15 protein-coding genes are annotated in these 14,412 nt (G+C 55.4%); 8 read left to right on the forward strand and 7 right to left on the reverse strand.

Annotated elements, in window-relative coordinates; translation table 11 throughout:
- The first annotated feature begins 90 nt into the window (after positions 1–90).
- Together ASF29_RS20270 and ASF29_RS20275 are read left to right on the forward strand one after the other, a co-directional pair.
- A complete protein-coding gene (locus tag ASF29_RS20270; protein WP_082453642.1) occupies positions 91–1,629 on the forward strand; it encodes a DKNYY domain-containing protein in 1,539 nt (512 codons plus the stop codon).
- Positions 1,630–1,735: 106 nt separating this feature from the next.
- Positions 1,736–2,074 carry a hypothetical protein gene (locus tag ASF29_RS20275; protein WP_062452485.1) on the forward strand — a complete coding sequence of 113 codons (339 nt, stop codon included), beginning with the start codon at positions 1,736–1,738 and terminating at the stop codon, positions 2,072–2,074.
- 119 nt (positions 2,075–2,193) lie between these two features.
- Here the strand turns inward: ASF29_RS20275 and ASF29_RS20280 are convergent, their stop codons facing one another.
- Positions 2,194–3,351, reverse strand: coding sequence for an esterase (locus ASF29_RS20280; protein ID WP_062452486.1), 1,158 nt, complete (start codon positions 3,349–3,351; stop codon positions 2,194–2,196).
- Between the two features lie 245 nt (positions 3,352–3,596).
- Between ASF29_RS20280 and ASF29_RS20285 the strand changes: the two genes are divergently transcribed.
- Positions 3,597–3,809 (forward strand): hypothetical protein, encoded by a 213-nt coding sequence (locus ASF29_RS20285; protein ID WP_062452487.1) that lies wholly within the window; start codon positions 3,597–3,599, stop codon positions 3,807–3,809.
- 75 nt (positions 3,810–3,884) lie between these two features.
- Here the strand turns inward: ASF29_RS20285 and ASF29_RS20290 are convergent, their stop codons facing one another.
- On the reverse strand, positions 3,885–5,795 hold the full coding sequence (locus tag ASF29_RS20290; protein WP_062452488.1) for a PhoX family phosphatase: 1,911 nt from the start codon (positions 5,793–5,795) through the stop codon (positions 3,885–3,887).
- A gap of 193 nt (positions 5,796–5,988) precedes the next feature.
- Between ASF29_RS20290 and ASF29_RS20295 the strand changes: the two genes are divergently transcribed.
- A complete protein-coding gene (locus ASF29_RS20295) occupies positions 5,989–6,384 on the forward strand; it encodes an ACT domain-containing protein (protein WP_062452489.1) in 396 nt (131 codons plus the stop codon).
- Positions 6,385–6,453: 69 nt separating this feature from the next.
- On the opposite strand, the gene ASF29_RS20300 is transcribed toward ASF29_RS20295, so the two are convergent.
- On the reverse strand, positions 6,454–6,792 hold the full coding sequence (locus ASF29_RS20300; protein WP_062452631.1) for a DUF2147 domain-containing protein: 339 nt from the start codon (positions 6,790–6,792) through the stop codon (positions 6,454–6,456).
- Between the two features lie 505 nt (positions 6,793–7,297).
- Here ASF29_RS20300 and ASF29_RS20305 point away from each other — a divergent pair.
- Positions 7,298–7,564: a sel1 repeat family protein gene (locus ASF29_RS20305; RefSeq protein WP_045231893.1), complete on the forward strand. Its 267-nt coding sequence runs from the start codon at positions 7,298–7,300 to the stop codon at positions 7,562–7,564.
- Positions 7,565–7,777: 213 nt separating this feature from the next.
- On the opposite strand, the gene ASF29_RS20310 is transcribed toward ASF29_RS20305, so the two are convergent.
- Both ASF29_RS20310 and ASF29_RS20315 read right to left on the reverse strand, forming a co-directional pair.
- Positions 7,778–8,890: a pyridoxal phosphate-dependent aminotransferase gene (locus ASF29_RS20310; protein ID WP_062452490.1), complete on the reverse strand. Its 1,113-nt coding sequence runs from the start codon at positions 8,888–8,890 to the stop codon at positions 7,778–7,780.
- Positions 8,891–9,020: 130 nt separating this feature from the next.
- The gene (locus tag ASF29_RS20315) at positions 9,021–9,374 is read right to left on the reverse strand and encodes a hypothetical protein (protein WP_062452491.1); all 354 of its coding nucleotides are present in this window, start codon (positions 9,372–9,374) and stop codon (positions 9,021–9,023) included.
- A gap of 281 nt (positions 9,375–9,655) precedes the next feature.
- Between ASF29_RS20315 and ASF29_RS20320 the strand changes: the two genes are divergently transcribed.
- Positions 9,656–10,873: an FAD-dependent oxidoreductase gene (locus ASF29_RS20320; protein ID WP_062452492.1), complete on the forward strand. Its 1,218-nt coding sequence runs from the start codon at positions 9,656–9,658 to the stop codon at positions 10,871–10,873.
- Positions 10,874–10,884: 11 nt separating this feature from the next.
- The gene (locus ASF29_RS20325) at positions 10,885–11,679 is read left to right on the forward strand and encodes an HpcH/HpaI aldolase/citrate lyase family protein (protein ID WP_062452493.1); all 795 of its coding nucleotides are present in this window, start codon (positions 10,885–10,887) and stop codon (positions 11,677–11,679) included.
- Positions 11,680–11,685: 6 nt separating this feature from the next.
- Here ASF29_RS20325 and ASF29_RS24755 read toward each other — a convergent pair whose 3' ends face one another.
- Positions 11,686–11,862: a hypothetical protein gene (locus tag ASF29_RS24755; protein ID WP_200925563.1), complete on the reverse strand. Its 177-nt coding sequence runs from the start codon at positions 11,860–11,862 to the stop codon at positions 11,686–11,688.
- 79 nt (positions 11,863–11,941) lie between these two features.
- Positions 11,942–12,292, reverse strand: coding sequence for a hypothetical protein (locus tag ASF29_RS20330; RefSeq protein WP_062452494.1), 351 nt, complete (start codon positions 12,290–12,292; stop codon positions 11,942–11,944).
- 316 nt (positions 12,293–12,608) lie between these two features.
- On the opposite strand from ASF29_RS20330, the gene ASF29_RS20335 reads away from it, so the two are divergent.
- Positions 12,609–14,399: an AIPR family protein gene (locus ASF29_RS20335; protein WP_156462763.1), complete on the forward strand. Its 1,791-nt coding sequence runs from the start codon at positions 12,609–12,611 to the stop codon at positions 14,397–14,399.
- The last annotated feature ends 13 nt before the right edge of the window (positions 14,400–14,412 follow it).

Raw genomic sequence — 14,412 nt, forward strand, 5'->3', positions numbered from 1 at the left:
CTGAATTTCCGGCTGATACGCATCGACTACAGACATTCGCCCGTAAAAGCTTACCCACGGCAATGTCGTCTTTTGGGCACTGCGGCGTTGATGATCGAAGCCATCTTTATTATAAATCCAGAGTTGCAACCAATCGCGCCTGACCCACGCAGTTTGTATTTTGCTGCCCAGAGACCGGAGAATGCCATGTCCTCAACCTTTGTCGTCCAGCAAGGGAAAGTCATGTTTATCGAGGAGGGCAGCGACGAGCCGGTGGAGGTTAAGGGTGGCGTCTGCGCCCAGGATTTTGCGGTGGTGAGCCTCTTTCGTCAGGGATATCTCTGGGGCGGATATCTGCGGGATCAAAAGGGCATCTGGTGGTATCATCAGCGCAACAAGAAAGCGAAGTTCGTTACGCCCGAGGCCGATGGGTTTCGTGTTCTGGATGATGACTATGGGCTCGGCAGCGCCCACGTGTATCTTGAAGATCGGGTTATTCCCGGTGCTGATCCGCGCAGTTTTTCACTCATGGAAAACACCAACTATTTCGCCAGGGATAAGCATCGCCTGTACGTCAAAACCGGCTCGCATTTTTTCCACGTCGATACACTCGATCCGACTACCCTGGTGGCAAACGGACCCTATGTCGGGGACAAGCACGATCTCTACCATCTGTACGATTCCCTGACGCTGAGTAATGGTTTGAAGCTTCATGAGACCGTGCGGAATTCGCTCTGCGAAGAGCACCATATGTTGTTGAAGGATTGGCTTGCCAAACACTACTCCGACATTGTCGGCTGGTGGCATCCCGCTTACCCGTTCAATGCAGATGGCGCAGAACAGATCGCGGATGATTGGTACAGGACCTCAAACGCCGTGTTCTTCAAAGAGACACTGACGACGATGCGGGCGTCCCAGGAGGTCTTCAATCTTGTGCGCGGCGCCGATCCGGCCAGTTTCGAGCCGCTGGATGCCTCTCATGCGCGCGACGCAAAAAACGTGTTCTGCCGGTCAAGGCGGATCGACAGTGTTGATCGAGAGTCTTTCCTGCCGATCGAGGGTCTTTTCGGGAAAGATAAAGCGGGTGTTTATTTCAACGGTTATCGTGTCGAGCATGCCGACCCGGCGAAGTTTCAGGTCCTCCGGTCAGTTGTTCCGCTGGCGAAGGATAACAAGCGGGTTTACGTCGCCGCCCATGCGCGCACGGCCTGGCCCTTCGGACACCCGGACGACATTCTCGTCACGCTGGATGAGGCCGATGCCGACAGTTTCCGGACATTCGGCGAGCGTGGCGTGTGGGCCGCGGACGCTGCCCGTGTCTATCTGCGCGGCGAGCATCAGAAGAAGCTGGATGCCGGCAGCTTCCGGTTTCTTTGTGAAACCAAGAGCAACTGCTGGGCGGCGGATGACAACGGACTTTACCGATCCAACGGTACGCTCACGGTTGCGGGCATCGATGGTCGTAGCTTCATCAAGCTGAACGACTTCTGGGGGAGTGACGGCAAGGCCGTGTTCTCCTTTGTTACCGGAGCCATCCAGAAGAGCATCGATGCTGAAAGCCTTGTCGTCACGGACGAGAATGGTGGAGCGAGGGATGCCGCGTTTCATTATAGGGTTGTTGACGGCAGAATTCGGAAAACCAAACTTTGAATAAATTTGCAGGCTATTGTGGTGTGCCATCATTGCTTGGATCAATGACCCATACGCCGCAAAACGGTGTCCCTGATTGCCAGTCGCTAATGCGAAAGGAGATAGGATGATCTGGAGTGGACAAGGTTATCTCGTTGCCGCAATTGTCTTCGGCGCGTCGTTAATGATGAATATGATTGTTGATGCACTGTATGGTGAAGGCGCATATTCCGCTCAACCGGTATGGTTTTCGATAGCCCTGCTGACCTCTGCACCGATCATCTGGTTACTGGGCACGGCCATCCAAAAGAGCCAGGATCGTGTCGTCATCGACAAGGAAACCGGCGAAGAACTAACGATCAATCAATCGAGCCACACTTTTCTATTCCTACCCATGAAATACTGGGCATTGATCGCCGCCGCAGCAGCCGTAGTGGTTCTCGCGAAAGCCGCACTCGGCCTTTGACACGTATGTGTAGACCAGATTTGCGTGGCTCTCACGAACCGACATCAGGGCGGTTGGTAAAGGTGATAAAATATCGCCGCCCTACCCAACGAGACAAGACGGCGATAGCGCTTTAGATTCTACTTCTTGAAAACCTTCTGCAAAAACGCCTCGAATGACGGACGCCAGACGTCCATCTCGTGGCCCAGGTCCTTGTATTCCACGTATTCGTGCTTGATCTTGTTGTCGTCGAGGATTTTCTTGAGGCCTGCGATGTCTTTGCCCGTTACCACGTCCTTGGTGCCGACGGTGACGGTGAAGTTGCGCAGCGCCTTGTTGATCTTGTCCGGCTCGTTCAGCGTGGCTTCCACGGTCTTGTTGGGGACGGTCGTGGTGGAGACGCCGCTGAAGTTGGCGATCCAGCCGAAAGTGTCGAGGTGGGTGAGGCCGGAGACGAGGGCCTGATAGCCGCCTTGCGACAGGCCTACGATGGCGCGGCTGTCTGCGTCGTCGCGCACGCGGTAATGCTGCTTCACGTAGGGGATGAGATCCTGCGTCAGTTCGCGGTCGATGGCATCGGCATTGATCGGGTAGAAGTTCTTGCGACGGTCGGCGCCGGGGAAGTTTTCAGCGATGGCTTCGGGAATATCGGCTTCGGTGTCGGGGATGACCACGATCATCGGCTCGATCTTCTTTTCAGCCAGCAGGTTGTCGAGAATCTCCGGCGCGCGTCCCTGGGCAACCCAGGAGGCAACCGTATCGCCAAAGCCATGGTAGAGATACATGACCGGCAGGGGCTCTGACGTGTCGCTGTAGCCCGGTGGCGTGTAGACATAGGTGGCGCGCTGGGATTTCAAGGCTTTGGACGGGATGGTGACGAGACGAAGTTCGCCGTGCGGGACATCACGCACATCCAGAATGCTGCCGGGCACGAGAATGAGGCTGGTGTTCACCTGTCGCTGCGGCTTGGGGTAATTGGTGCCGGTATCGATGCTGCGGAAGCCATCTATGTTGAAATAATATTCATAGAGATTGGGCTTTTGCACGTCGCTCTTGACGCTCCAGACGCCACTTTCTGCGCGCTTCATTTCCAGCGGCGCATTACTGCCGAGAGTGACGGATACGGCCTTGGCCGAGGGCGCGAAGAGGCGGAAGGTGATCGAGCCGTCTTTCTCGACCGCCGTGACGAATTCGTTCAGCGGCCTGTCTGCCGGTGGCGATGCGGGCGGTTCTGCAGCGAAAGCGGGTACGGTCATGATGCAACTGGCCAAAAGGATGCAAGGCAAAAGCATACGCATAAAAATATGTCCTCCAAATTACGTTACCCCCGGGCCGAAATTGACAGATGCCCCTTAGCTTTTCAACCGGGCATTGGCGCGGCGGGAATAAAGATGGGGCTGCTTGCTGAAACGGGCTTTCCCGGCTAGGACCGGGTCTGGCTCCTGCGACAGCGGCTCTCATGCGCATATATTGCGACAGAGCTGGCATGGGTCGACATTCATATGCGTAAGGAAATAGCGTGAAAATTATAAGAGTTCTGACGATGGTCGTGATCTTCGCCGTCGTGATCTTCGGTTACCGCTGGTATAGCTACGTCACCAACACCGAAAGCCCATACAATGAAGTCGGCATCGAGCTGAACAGCCGCATGCCAGCGCCGATTAGAGAATGGGGCTGTGACAAGCTGCACCAGACCTTCGCCAATGTCCTGCCGCCTTATGGCTGCCAGGCTGGTGACGGCACGCAGTGGCTCTGACGGGTCTTTAAAGTCCTGAAGCAGAATCAAAAAGGCGCCGCATGAACGGCGCCTTTCTTATGTCTGGCGTAGCAATCAGCCGATCATGGCGTTGTCGTCACGCTTGACGGCGACGAGGGCCGAGCGGGGCAGCTTGCCTTCGCCATCCGGGAAGGGGGCGTCAGGGTGCTGGATGCCGACGAAGTGGGTGCGCTTGTCCGCAGACCATGTCTGGCCTGTGACTTCCGCGCCCTTCGGTGCGGTCAGGAAGCGCTCGATGCGGCCTGTGACGGGGTCGCCTGCCAGCATCTGGTTGTTGCCCTGTCCGGCATACTGGCCGTCATTGCTGTCTTCACCGTCCGTCTGGATCCAGAGCAGACCGGTCGAATCGAACATCATGCCATCTGGCGAGTTGAACATGTTGCCGGAGTTGATGTTGGAGGAACCTGCATAGGCATCCTTGTGAACATCCGGGTTGCCAGCCATGCAGAACAGATCCCACTTGAACTTGGCATCCGCGTGGTCGTCGTTCTCAGGATACCAGCGGACGATCTGGCCGTATTCGTTCTTTTCGCGCGAGTTTGCGGCGTTTAGCGGCATGGCATCGCCACCGCCATTGGTGCGCAGCTTGCCGTCCTTCATTTCGCCACGGCGGCTGTTGTTGGTCAACGCGCAATAGGCTTCGATGGCAACGGGGTTGATGGCGACCCATTCCGGGCGGTCCATGGTGGTGGCGCCAACCTTGGAAGCGGCCTGACGGGTAAAGACGCAAATCTCGTCCATCTTCATGCCTGTCGATTCTGGCGTCAGCGCAACCCACTCGCCATTGCCGTCATCGGTGAACTTGGCAACGTAGAGCGTGCCTTCGTCCAGCAGCTTGGACGTATCGCCACCCGGCACGTAGATACCGTTGGAGATGTATTTGTAGAGGAACTCGCCACGCTCGTCGTCGCCCATATAGACGACCACGCGACCATCGCGCGCGATGACCACGGCGGCATTCTCATGCTTGATGCGGCCAAGCGCTGTGCGCTTGATCGGCGTGGAGGACGCGTTGGACGGGTCGATTTCCACGACATAACCGGCACGGCGCGGCTCGTTGGGGTGCTTGGACACATCGAAACGCTCATCGAACAGCTCGTAGCCGTAACGGGTTTCGGCAGCGATGCCATAGCGCTTGTAGTCGTCAGGCATCTTGAAGGCGGCATCGGTGGAGCCGAAATAGCCGTTGAAGTTCTCTTCGCAAGTGAGGTATGTGCCCCATGGCGTGCGGCCCGCGCCGCAATTGTTGAAGGTGCCGAGACAGTCGATACCGTTTGCATCGGTCTTGGTCTTGACCAGTTCGGAGCCAGCAGCAGGGCCGGACAGCTTCATCGGCGTGTTGTGGTGAATGCGGCGGTTGAACGGGCTGTCGACCACGATCTGCCAGCCATCCTTGCCTTCCGCAACTTCCATGACGGTCACGCCCTGCATGTGCTGGAGGATTTTGACCTCGTCCAGATTGGCAGGCATGCCCTTTTCACGGTGAGGCAGGTTGGTTTCGTTGTTCACATATTCATGGTTGACGGCAATCAGCTGATGGCTGCCGACAACGAAAAGCTCCATGCCATCGGTGTTTTCGCCGAAAACCTTGTCCGAGTTCTCAAGGCTGACACCCTTGACAGGATCAATGTCGGAAGCGGTCGAAAACAGTGGCTGGCCCCACTTGGCAACGGGCTTCCAGCTGTAACCTTCCGGCACGTGGATGGTGTTGTCGGTGGTGGCTGCAATAGGCTTGAAGGGGAAGCGCGATGCGGCTTCCTGCGCCTGTGCCGATGTGCTGGACGCGAGGTTGCCAAACGTGCCGAGCGCGGCAGCCGCAGAACCGAAGGCCAGAACACCACCGAGGAAACCGCGACGGGAAATGGCCGATTCCACTACGCGATCAAAATCAGTCACTGCTGGCGGCGGGTTCTGAAGTTCGTCCCACTCGTCCCAGCTCAGCTTGCTCGTGTCGACCTTGGTCATGGCTCTCTCCGTAAGTTCATAGATTGGAACAATTCCAGAAAGGGCAACTAAAGAGGGTTTATTACAGCGATGTGACGGAATAAATCTGCTAAAACAATCAATGCTTGTGCAGGTCGCGTCGGCGGCAAGTTTATTTTCTTATGTCGCTGATTTTGTTAGGCATGGTCCAACCGGGATTCGTGGAGCAGGGGCTATGGCCAAGTCGATCAAACTGAAAATTCTTCCGCAAGCCTATGCCGTTGCGCGTCTGGAACCTCAGGCAGCCATACCGGATTGGGCCGACGGCGCAGGCTTCGTCAGCATCAGCCGCACGGACGACGAACTGTCGATCGTCTGCCTCGAGGGCAGGGTGCCGCAGAGCGTTCGCAAGGATGCGGGCTGGACCTGCCTCAAACTTCTTGGCCCGTTCGAATTCGCAGAGACGGGTGTCATCCTGTCCGTCATCAGACCGCTATCGGAAAACGGTGTTGGGATCTTCGTCGTCTCGACCTTTGATGGAGATCATCTTCTGGTCAAAACCAGCGATCTGGAAAAGGCCGTAACGCTGCTCGTGCAAGCCGGGCACAGCCTGTCCGAGTCGGGCTGCTGAACCTTCAGGTCTGCAACTCATGTGGTGCGGTCGACCACATGAGGCTTTGTCGATGGAAAAGTCGGGTAATTAGAGACGTGTCCACGTCTGCGACTTGCACAGCACCTTCAGCACGCAGCCCTTCATGGCAAGCGAACTGCCGGATACGGTGCCGGTGCCTGCATAGGTCTTGTCATTTTCAGGATCGGTGATTTCGCCGGAATAGCTGTTACCTTTTCCGCTCAATTTGCCGATCTGCTTTCCAGCGTGTTTGCCTGTCTTCAGGGTCACGCAATAGGCCGAGCCACATTGGGTGATGGCCGCGGTCTCGCCGCTGGCGGTCTTCCAGTTGCCTTCGATGGCTTCCGCAGCAAAGACGCTGCTGCCCATCAAAAATGCGGCGGCCGCAAGTATCGTCATTCTCTTCATAGGGACCTCCCAATCCAGCTTCGCACGAACCTCGCAGACGCGTGAGGTTCGGCGCTCGCAACTCCTGATGCGATGGCGGTATTTATAGTTGACGTGAACGTAAAAGGAAATATGGCCCCAGCGAAATTTGCAGCTTTTCGGCGCGCTCGAGCGTCGAAAAAAGACGCGTGAAAAATTTGCAGTTTTCGACGTGGTTACGAAAGGGTTGAATTCCATCCGTAAACTTTTCGTAAAATTGCGCCGAAAGTCCTTAATTTCCGGGCCTTGCGATATTTAACAAAAACCCAACTTTACCAATCGTTTGGACTTTGTTTGTCCCCTATTAATCATGGATTTTAAGCGCCCGTTCAAGGCCGTTTGGCATAGTGGGGACATCGAAAGAGCAGGGAAAACCTGCCGACGGAAAAGGCCAGAACAAGCCGCAGAAGACGGTAAGGACTTGAAACCGGAAAGCTCCCGCAGAGGGGCGCAGACAAGACGCTAACGGGCAAACAGGATAGAGAAAATGGCACGCTTTGAAGTTCGCGATATCGAAATGGCCGTTGCAGGTGGACAGAGCCGGGCGGATGTATTTTGCAACCTCGGCCTGATCTATGCGACAGGCCGCGGCTGCCCGGTGAACCTCATTGCTGCTCACAAGTGGCTCAATATCGCCGCCATCAAGGGTTCGGAACGAGCCGTCTCATTGCGGGCCGATCTGGCTCGCAACATGAGCAAGGCAGACCTCGCAACGGCGCTCCGCGCCGCCCGCGACTGGATGACGTCGCACTAAGTCTACTTCGCGCTTCAAGATCAGATCAAAAAGACAGAGCGGTCACCAAGACCGCCAGCAATTCCAGCCGGTCTCTCCAGTCCCGGTTGACACAATAATAAGCCCAAATGGGCACCCGGCCAGATCCACGCCGACCTGATAAAACCGTGACCGGCAGAAACAAGGCCGGCACGGTTTTTTGTTTTGTCGGTATGAAGGGGGTGGGCTGACGCCTCAACCCAAACCCTTCAGCACCTTCGGCAACGCTTCGGCAAACAAATCCAACTTGTTGTCTGGCGCAGCACTCACCCGAATACAGCGGTTCAGCGGTTCGACGCCGGGCATACGGATGAAAACGCCGTGTTCCATCAGTCCATCGACGATGGCTTTTGCGTAGGCACCATCCCTGTGGCAATCGATGGTGACGAAGTTGGTGGCCGAGGCGAGTGGGGAAAGACCGTTCTGGCGCGCGATGGTGGAAATGCGTTCGCGGGCATTGGCAATGCGTTTCACCACATCACGCAGATAGGCTTGATCCTTGAGTGCGGCCAGCGCTGCCGCAATCGAGACACGCGGCATGCCGAAGTGATTGCGGATCTTGTCGAAGGCCTGCGCATTGCCAAGCGTTCCGATGGCATAACCCACGCGTGCGCCAGCCAGGGCATAAGCCTTGGAGAAGGTGCGCATGCGCAGCACATTCGGCATGCCGATCATGGCGCGGACGCTGGGAATGGCGCTTTCCGGCGCGGTTTCACAATAGGCTTCATCCAGCACCAGCAGACAGGTTTCCGGCAGGGCCTTTGCAAAGGTCAGCACTTCGCCTGCGTCCCACCAGCTACCCATGGGGTTGTCCGGGTTTGCAAAATAGACCAGCGGGGCATTCTCTTTCTTGACGATGTCGAGCAGGCCATCGAGATTCTCGTGATCATCCAGATAGGGCGTGGTTTCCAGACGACCGCCAAAGCCGTTCACATGATAGTTGAAGGTGGGGTAGCCACCAAACGACGTGACGACGGGCGTGCCGGGTTCTACCACCAGCCTGACGATTTCGCCCAGCAGACCATCCACCCCGTTGCCGATAGCGATATTATCGCGCGAAATGCCATGATGGATGGCAAGCGCCTCCCGCAGCTCATAGTTTTCCGGATCGGCATACATCCAGGTTTCCGTCGCAGCCTGTTTGATGGCTTCCAGAACCGAGGGTGCCGGGCCGAAGCCGCTTTCGTTGGCGCCGATCCGGGCTTTGACGGCGATCTTGCGATTGCGCTCTATCGCTTCGGGCCCGACAAAGGGAACGGAGGAAGGGAGCGAGGCGGCGAGCGACGTAAAGCGCGAAAATGCGGACATTTCAGAGACTTCCGTTATCCGTTGATCAAACGGCACCACCATAGAATCAAAATTGGCCCGCGCAAGGCAGGCCAATCGAAATGACGGCGTTTTGAGAGTTTTTCCCAAGCCGCGGGGAAACACGGTTACTTTATACTGCCGTCTCGAAACTCAGGCGACGAATATGGTGCAGGAACTCCGCGTCGATCAGCATGTTGAAGCCGACGGTTGCCTGCTCTCCTTCGCGCCGGATGAGCGTGCAGCCAATTTCATCCCGAATACCCAGAATCTCCAGATAGAAATTCGTTGGCATCTCCAGATGCGGGCTGACTTCCAGATCCGCGCCGTACAGCGATACATTACGGATGAGGCAGCGTATCGTGTTCTTCGCGCTCAGATGATGGCCGATGAAGGTGATCTTGCCGGGACGGTCGACCGGGTACTTCTCATAGAGTTCGTCGTGTGGAACGGCGTCGCTTGCGGTGATGTTTACGTTGAGCGCCATGACAACCTCCCGATTGCCTTTTGTTCTGTTTCAATCATAGGCCCGCTTCATTGCCAAATGCTGAACAAAAACGCTAAAAACAGAGCGTTTCTGGCACGTTATGCCACAGCGTCCGGGCATCCGCGAACCGGCTTCGGTCTGGAAACGTGTGTAGTCGAATTAGGTTGCGCAAAACTGTCCTGGCACCAGCCGCGGCATTTCGGCTGACGCGTGGGAAATGGTTGACGCGCTGCGTACGTGTCGTTACGCCTCTGGTATCTCATGGACTGATGGAGCAGCATATGGCAGGCACACTCGTCATCGTTGGTGCGGGCCAGGCCGCCTTTTCTCTGGCTGCGAAACTGCGCGCGCTGAAGGATGAAAGACCGATCACCATCATAGGCTCGGAAGATGTGCTGCCCTATCAGCGCCCGCCGCTTTCCAAAAAATACCTCATGGGAGACATGAGTTTCGATCGGCTGCTGTTTCGTGATTCGGACTGGTTTGCGGAAAACAATGTCGACATTCGCCTGTCCACCTGGGTGGAAGAGGTGGATCGGGCGGCCAAGACGGTGCGCATGCAGGATGGAAGCACGCTGGCCTATGACAAGCTGGCGCTTGCGACCGGCGCGTCCCCGCGAACCCTGCCGGCTGGCGTCGGGGGAGACCTCGAGGGCGTGCTGACCGTGCGCGACAAGCGCGATGCCGACCGCCTGATGCAGGACATGCAGCCGGGCCGCAGGTTGCTGGTGATCGGTGGCGGCTATATCGGTCTGGAAGCCGCTGCCGTTGCACGACATCTGGGGTTGACCGTGACGCTGATCGAAATGGCCGACCGGATATTGCAGCGGGTGGCCGCGCCCGAAACCGCCGCCATCATGCGCGACATCCATCGCGCCCATGGCGTGTCGATTCGCGAGAAGACGGGTCTCGTGCGCTTGATCGGCACGGACGGCCATGTGCGTGGTGCCGAGCTTTCGGACGGGACGGTGCTGGAGGTGGACTTCGTAATTGTCGGCATTGGCGTTTTGCCCAATGACCGGCTTGCGCGCGATTCGGGACTGGATATCGGCAACGGTATTCTGGTCGACGCGTTGACGCGCACGTCTGATCCGGACATTCATGCCGTGGGCGACTGTGCTCTTCTGCCGGTGGACGGCAAGCATGTGCGTCTTGAATCGGTACAAAACGCGGTCGATCAGGCAGAGGCTGCGGCGACCGTGCTTTGCGGCCAAGAGAAGCCGTATGAACCAAAGCCGTGGTTCTGGTCGGATCAATACGATGTGAAACTGCAGATCGCAGGCTTCAACCTCGGTTACGACGAAACGCTGCTGCGACCTGGCCAGCGCGAGGGCAGCCACTCCGTCTGGTATTTCCGCGAAGGCCGATTTATCGCCGTGGACGCGATCAATGATGCCAAGGCCTATGTCAGCGGCAAGAAGCTGCTGGATATGGGCCGACAGCCTGACCGCGCCGTTCTGGCCGACCATTCCGCCGATCTGAAACTGCTACTCGCCTGAAGGATTAACCGATGCGCGCCCAAGAAAACCGCTTCAAGACTGCCATTCGACAGGGCAAGCCGCAAATCGGCCTGTGGCTGGACATGGGTGAAGCCATCGCCGCCGAAATCGCCGTCACCGCCGGTTTCGACTGGCTGGTGATCGATGGAGAGCATGGTCCCAATGATCTGCGCAGCATCATAGAGCAGTTGCGCGCTCTGGCCACATCGCCCGCAGAGCCGGTGGTTCGCGTTCCCGTGGGCGAAAGCTGGATCATCAAACAGTTGCTGGATGCTGGGGCACGCACATTGCTGGTGCCCATGGTCGATTCGGCAGCGCAGGCCAAAGACCTTGTCGCGGCCATGCATTATCCACCACGGGGTATTCGCGGCATGGGCGCGGTCGTAGCCAGAGCGTCCGGCTTCAACTCCATCGAGGATTACAATCAGACGGCCTCTGATGGCGTTTGCCTGCTGGTTCAGGCCGAAACGCGCGCCGCCATTGCCGATCTCGACAATATTCTCGCGGTCGATGGTATCGATGGCGTCTTCATCGGGCCAGCGGATCTGGCAGCCGACATGGGTTATCTCGGGCGAATCGATGAGCCGGAAGTACAGGAAACAATCGAAGCTGCGATTCGCAAGATCGTGGCAGCCGGCAAGGCTGCGGGCATTCTCACCTTCAATGAGACCTATAATAAGCGGTATCTGGAACTCGGCGCATCTTTCGTGGCCGTTGGCGCAGATGTCACCGAATTTTCCACGGCCCTTCGCGCACTCAGTGCCCGATACAAAGGCGGCGCTGTAACCAAGGTATCGAGTTACTGACGACCGTCAGTCATCGTTGCTGGCGTTGAGCTTATCCGGGTGAATGCCTTCCTCGCCGGAAAACAGGAAGCCTTCCTTCACAAGCCACTCACGCAGAATGCGCTGGATGGCCTCGTCTCGACCGATGCTGGCCTCCTGCGCAAACGCTGCCAGAGCAGTTTCGATGTCCTCATTGAAATTCATTGCCGTTCTCTCCCTTTTGAATAGAAAAAAGGCAAGGAGACGCGTGCTCCTTGCCTTTTCATATCAAGATTACAGAGGCTTAGCGCCAGCGGTAGATGCTGCTGCTCTTCTGTTCTGCCGCTGCGTTGGCGACGCAGTAACCGAGAGCGAAACCAAGAGCTCCAACAACGGTCAAGAGCGACGTCGCTGTACCTGGATTTTCTTTTACGGCTTCAACCACATTGTGGCCCTGCGCCTTTACGGTCTGTGCGGCAGACTGTGCCACGCGCTGAACCCGACCGCGCGCTTCATCGACAAACTCGGATGCGTCATCCGTGAGCGTACCGGCGCGAGCCGAAACCGACTTGGACAGAGACGAAATCTGCGCACGCAGCTCCGCGATCTGATTTTCTACTGTATCTTCGACAACATTCAATTTGGTCTGAGCCATCTGAAATCACCTCTTGCTGTTTCCGAGGTGGTAACGCAGTAGGCAAACGAAATGTTCCGCAGTGCAGCGATTTGATCGATGGGGAATTTTTGAGGGATTGTCTTGATGGCGGAGAGGATGGGATCGCCCGCCAAGTTGACTGTAACCCATTGATTCACGATTCAAGCATTCGTCTTTCGGGTAAGACAATGGGTATTGATTTACTCTCTGATTGTCAACTATTGCAAAGTTAGACGGAGGATTGCAGTCAGCAGAACGGTTGGCGTTTCTCCACCTTCTGAAGTAGCAGATTTATTTTTGAGCTTAGGTAAAGTTGTTGGCAGCGCTGACTTGTTTTGTTACGTACCATCAACTCAATTCCTGCCGAGGTCGTCTGATGGACTCTGTTACTGAAGCTCTTGTAAAAGATTTTGTTGAAATCAACGCACTCACTGGCTTATCGCCAGATAAGCAGTTTGAGCATTTCGCGGCTTTCAGCGTTCTCTCATCACGCTCTTCGGAGGATTTTGAGACTGCCGATCTGGTCGCCGGGGATGGCCAGGATCTTAACGTCGACGCATTTGCTGTGAAGGTCAACGGACGTATTGCAACTGATGCCGACTTTATAGACGATGTTTTAGGGCTGAATGGATATCTGGAGGTCGAGTTCATTATCATTCAGGCAAAGTCATCTTCGAGCTTTGATGGTGCAGCCATCATTGCCTTGGGTGATAATCTCGTAAATGAGGTCTTCTCTTCAACTCAGAAGCTCCCTTTCAATAGCGACGTCAAACGGCTTATAGAGATCAAGGACCGAATTCTCAAAAACGCATCGCGTTTGAAAAACAATCCTGTCTGCCGTGTCTACTATGTCTGCACCGGAAATTGGACGGAAGACGCTTACCTCGTTGAGGCGATCAAGCGCAAACGATTAGACCTGCTTGCTACGAACCTTTTTTCTGAAGTTGTTTTTGAGCCTGTCGGTGCGCGACAGCTTCAGTCGTTATATCGCGCCACCAAAACCAGCATCTCTCGCGAAGTAAAATTTGAGAAACTCGTGACGTTGCCCACCATCGAGGGAGTGAGCGCCTCTTACCTCGGCATCCTGCCCGTAAAAGAGTTTCTCAAATTGCTGACGGACGAAAGTGGCAATATCATTAAGTCAGTTTTCATAGATAATGTTCGCGATTTCCAAGGCGATAATCCAGTGAATGCGGATATCGCCAAAACTATTACCGATGGCTTGTTCGATCAGTTCGTCCTTCGCAACAACGGTATTACCATCGTCGCGCGTAACATTAGGGTCACTTCAAGCCAGTACGTTCTTGAGGACTATCAGATTGTGAATGGTTGTCAGACCAGTCACGTTATTTTCGCACATCAAGACGATATTAAAGCCGATCTCTTTGTGCCGGTTAAACTCATTCATACGGTGAGTGAGGACGTCGCGCAAAGCATTGTAAAATCCACGAACAAACAAACCAACGTGGAAGAGAATGATTTGCTTGCGCTGACACAGTTTCAGCGTGACCTTGAGGACTATTACGCCGGCGTACAAGGCGATAAGAAGCTTTATTATGAACGCAGAGCAAAGCAATATGCCAAAGATGGCACAGTCGACAAAAGTCGAATTGTTACAATCGGGAGTCAGTTGAAATCCTTTGCTTCGGTTTTTTTGGAATCCGCAAATCAAGCCAGCCGATATCAAGGTACACTACTTAAAGGAGTGAAAGACCGCATCTTTCAAACAACGCATAAACCAGAGCCCTATTTCGTTTCTGCTTTGGCGGCATATCGGTTCGAAATTGCATTACGCAGATTAACTAACGATGAGCGTGATATTCGGCCATTCAAATACTTTCTCATGCTGGCTTTCCGGATCCGCTACGAACATTCGGAATATCCGGGTGCTGCAAACAAAAAAATAGCCGATTACTGCAAAAAGCTTGAGGACTATTTAGCAGACGCAACAAAATCTAAAGTGGTTTTTGACGAGGCGGTAATCATCGTCCGTGAAGCGCTGAGTAACTTGTCTTTGCCAGTTGCCCGTGACAGTGCAAAATCCCGGCCACTCGTTGATGAAGTAAAGCGGGTAGCTATCTCCCGACGCGTAATGGACGGTATTTGAGCTCCGAGGGGAG

The organism is Rhizobium sp. Leaf262 (assembly GCF_001422245.1).
GTDB lineage: Bacteria > Pseudomonadota > Alphaproteobacteria > Rhizobiales > Rhizobiaceae > Agrobacterium.

Bases quoted from the DNA above. Each gene is read 5' to 3' on its own strand.
- ASF29_RS20270 (WP_082453642.1), top strand. From the start codon at position 91: ATGATCGAAGCCATCTTTATTATAAATCCAGAGTTGCAACCAATCGCG.
- ASF29_RS20275 (WP_062452485.1), top strand. From the start codon at position 1,736: ATGATCTGGAGTGGACAAGGTTATCTCGTTGCCGCAATTGTCTTCGGC.
- ASF29_RS20280 (WP_062452486.1), bottom strand. From the start codon at position 3,351: ATGCGTATGCTTTTGCCTTGCATCCTTTTGGCCAGTTGCATCATGACC.
- ASF29_RS20285 (WP_062452487.1), top strand. From the start codon at position 3,597: ATGGTCGTGATCTTCGCCGTCGTGATCTTCGGTTACCGCTGGTATAGC.
- ASF29_RS20290 (WP_062452488.1), bottom strand. From the start codon at position 5,795: ATGACCAAGGTCGACACGAGCAAGCTGAGCTGGGACGAGTGGGACGAA.
- ASF29_RS20295 (WP_062452489.1), top strand. From the start codon at position 5,989: ATGGCCAAGTCGATCAAACTGAAAATTCTTCCGCAAGCCTATGCCGTT.
- ASF29_RS20300 (WP_062452631.1), bottom strand. From the start codon at position 6,792: ATGAAGAGAATGACGATACTTGCGGCCGCCGCATTTTTGATGGGCAGC.
- ASF29_RS20305 (WP_045231893.1), top strand. From the start codon at position 7,298: ATGGCACGCTTTGAAGTTCGCGATATCGAAATGGCCGTTGCAGGTGGA.
- ASF29_RS20310 (WP_062452490.1), bottom strand. From the start codon at position 8,890: ATGTCCGCATTTTCGCGCTTTACGTCGCTCGCCGCCTCGCTCCCTTCC.
- ASF29_RS20315 (WP_062452491.1), bottom strand. From the start codon at position 9,374: ATGGCGCTCAACGTAAACATCACCGCAAGCGACGCCGTTCCACACGAC.
- ASF29_RS20320 (WP_062452492.1), top strand. From the start codon at position 9,656: ATGGCAGGCACACTCGTCATCGTTGGTGCGGGCCAGGCCGCCTTTTCT.
- ASF29_RS20325 (WP_062452493.1), top strand. From the start codon at position 10,885: ATGCGCGCCCAAGAAAACCGCTTCAAGACTGCCATTCGACAGGGCAAG.
- ASF29_RS24755 (WP_200925563.1), bottom strand. From the start codon at position 11,862: ATGAATTTCAATGAGGACATCGAAACTGCTCTGGCAGCGTTTGCGCAG.
- ASF29_RS20330 (WP_062452494.1), bottom strand. From the start codon at position 12,292: ATGGCTCAGACCAAATTGAATGTTGTCGAAGATACAGTAGAAAATCAG.